This is a genomic window from Psychrobacter sp. FME13 (assembly GCF_014861395.1).
Classification (GTDB): Bacteria; Pseudomonadota; Gammaproteobacteria; order Pseudomonadales; family Moraxellaceae; genus Psychrobacter.
The window spans coordinates 1-2,208 of sequence record NZ_RRYV01000258.1 but is presented as its reverse complement, the minus strand read 5'-3'; the positions used below and the strand labels follow the sequence as shown (position 1 = coordinate 2,208).

At 38.0% G+C, this 2,208-nt stretch carries 3 protein-coding genes and 1 pseudogene; 2 read left to right on the top strand and 2 right to left on the bottom strand.

Annotated features, from left to right (window positions below; genetic code table 11):
• Positions 1–232: transposase (locus tag EI164_RS15730; protein ID WP_192518743.1), on the bottom strand; the 232-nt coding region annotated here is incomplete at its 3' end.
• Between the two features lie 135 nt (positions 233–367).
• Here EI164_RS15730 and EI164_RS17425 point away from each other — a divergent pair.
• A pseudogene (locus EI164_RS17425) lies at positions 368–1,075 on the top strand (DNA methyltransferase); the annotation flags it as partial.
• Positions 1,076–2,050: a type IIL restriction-modification enzyme MmeI gene (locus EI164_RS17420; protein WP_318779568.1), complete on the top strand. Its 975-nt coding sequence runs from the start codon at positions 1,076–1,078 to the stop codon at positions 2,048–2,050. It begins immediately after the preceding pseudogene.
• On the opposite strand, the gene EI164_RS15720 is transcribed toward EI164_RS17420, so the two are convergent.
• The coding region (locus EI164_RS15720) for an IS3 family transposase (RefSeq protein ID WP_192519320.1) at positions 2,014–2,208 on the bottom strand (195 nt) is incomplete at its 5' end. The genes EI164_RS17420 and EI164_RS15720 overlap by 37 nt on opposite strands.

Below are 2,208 nucleotides of genomic sequence, written 5' to 3'. Positions count from 1 at the left end.
TGAGCTGCCGCTTGAGCTGCTTTATTTCTTGAAGAGCACTCATAAGATCAGGATCGTATTGCTCTGTGCCGACAAGCTTGCCTTGATTGGCTTTGTTATGCCAATTTGATAGCGTTTGCATGGCAATGCCAAGCTGCTTTGCAGTGGCTGAGATATTGCCATTATTGTCTGATATCTTCTTGACGGCCTCGGCTTTAAATTCGTCACTGTAGGTTCTTACTTTCTTGGTCATGGTAAACTCCTGTTAATACGCTTAGTTTACCAAGTTTATCTCTACGGTTTTTTCAGCATAGCTCAATACATAAGAGTTTTCACGGGTTTATGTCATGTCATCACCTTCTAATGTAATGCGTATGCAGGTTCAGGTAACTTCCTTATTATTGCCTTTAAAGAGCTTAGAAAACTTGAGATGGAAGTCATTAAGCTACGTCAAGAGCTAGTAAAAAACGGTCAGCAAGATGATTTCTTTGATGAAATTAGTCTAGATTCATCATTTTCACGAATTAGGCTTTCTCAATTCTATGGTATAGAGCTTGATGATTTTGCCCATGAGGTTGCTATTCTGTCTCTTTGGTTGGCTGAGCACCAGATGAATGTAGAATTTAAAGCCGAGTTTGGAGATTGTGCCCCATCCCTTCCTTTGAAAGCTTCAGGGGGGATCTTTCATGGTAATGCACTAAAGCTCGATTGGTTCGCGGCTTGTCCTCCACTAGAAAAGGAAGAAGTCTATATTATCGGAAACCCTCCGTATATAGGCTCTAAAAACCAAAGTAAAGAACAAAAAGAAGATATGAAACAGTGCTTAAAAGAGCTAACAAATACTAAGGCTCTAGACTATATAGCATGCTGGTTCATAAAGGCCGCTCAGGTAATTAATAGTAAAAGTGCATTCGCCTTTGTGACAACGAACTCTGTATGTCAGGGAACTCAAGTACCGTTACTATGGAAAATTATCTTTAACTACAATGTAGAGATTTTCTTTGCTTACAAGGATTTTAAGTGGAGAAATAATGCAAAAAATAATGCAGGAGTTACTGTTAGCATTTTAGGTTTAAGGAAAGAGTCAAAAACATCTGTGAAAAAGTTTATCTTTGAGAACGAAATTCGACGTGAAGTCACCAATATAAACCCATACCTAATTGATTCAGATAATATTTTAATAGATAAAGCGGTGACTTCGATTTGTGACTTACCAAAAATGCAAGTTGGTAACGAACCTTATGATGGTGGCAACCTAATATTTACAGATAACGAGAAACAACAATTTATTGTTGGAAGTCCTACTTCTGAAAAGTATTTTAAGAAACTTGTGGGCTCAAATGAGCTTTTGAAAGGTACTTACAGATGGTGCCTATGGATTGAAGATGATGAGCTTGAAGAAGCTAAGAACATCCCTGAAGTAAATGCAGTAATTGATGCAGTACGTATATCACGAGAAAGTGGTGGGATGAATGCTAGAAGCTGCGCTCATAGACCTCATCAGTTCCGATGGGTAAACAGATCTAAAACCAATCAAATAGTAATTCCGTTAGTATCGTCAGAGCGTAGACCATATATACCTATATCTTTCATCGATAAAGAAACTATTATTACGAATTTGGGGCAAGTTATCTATGATGCTCCTATTTATATTTTTTCAATTATAAGTTCTCATATCCACATGACATGGGTTAGAGCTATAACTGGTCGATTAGAGAGTCGCATTCGTTATTCTTCTGGGATTTCTTATAATACATTTCCTGTACCTAATATTAGTTCAGGAAAACTAGCTCAACTAGAGATTGCAACCCTTAATATCATTGAAGCTCGCGAAAGTTATTCAGAGCTAAATTTAGGAGACATGTATGATCCCAAAAAGATGCCTGATGAGGTGCGAAAAGCTCATGAAGAAAATGATAAGTTAGTTGATAGTCTTTATTCCTCTAAGGGCTTTAGCAATGACACAGAGAGGTTAGAGTGCTTGTTTTCACAGTATGAACCGCCCCGACTATATCGGAGAGTGGATTGCTTGAGTCAGGCAGCTTTGTCTGACTCACAAAGACTATCATAGTATCGTCTCTCAAACTCAAAAGGCGACACATAACTAATCGTACTATGAATGCGAGTTTTGTTAAACCAATCGACCCATTCTAGGGTTGCTAATTCAACATCGTTCACACCTTGCCACTGCTGTTTTAAATATTCAATCACCTCTGTTTTATAAAGCCC